General features: G+C 61.7%; 1 pseudogene. It reads left to right on the plus strand.

What is annotated here, in order from left to right:
• Window positions 1-394 (plus strand): annotated as a pseudogene (locus ENZ74_RS35400) (ABC transporter ATP-binding protein); the annotation flags it as partial.

Here is a 394-nt window from a genome sequence, read left to right on the forward strand (position 1 = left end):
CCGCGCCGTCAACTCGATCGTTCACCTCGACCAGAAGAAGCTGACCTTCTGGCGCGGCGGCTACGACCAGTTCGAGCGTCAATACACCGAACAGAAGGAATTGCAGGAGAAGGGCCGCGTCAAGCAGGAAGCCGCGCGTAAGCACATGGAATCCTTCGTCGAACGGTTCCGCGCCAAGGCCTCCAAGGCGAGACAGGCACAGTCGCGCATCAAGGCACTGGAAAAGATGAAGCCGATCGCGGCCCTGGTGAACGACTCGGTGCGGCCGTTCTCCTTCCCCGAGCCGGTGAAGACGGTGGCCTCGCCGATCGTGGCGCTGAACAACGTCAATGTCGGCTACACCGAGGAGCAGCCGATCCTTAAGAAGATGACGCTGCGCATCGACGCCGACGAC

It is taken from the genome of Mesorhizobium sp. M7A.F.Ca.CA.002.15.2.1 (assembly GCF_003998715.1).
Lineage (GTDB): Bacteria > Pseudomonadota > Alphaproteobacteria > Rhizobiales > Rhizobiaceae > Mesorhizobium > Mesorhizobium ciceri.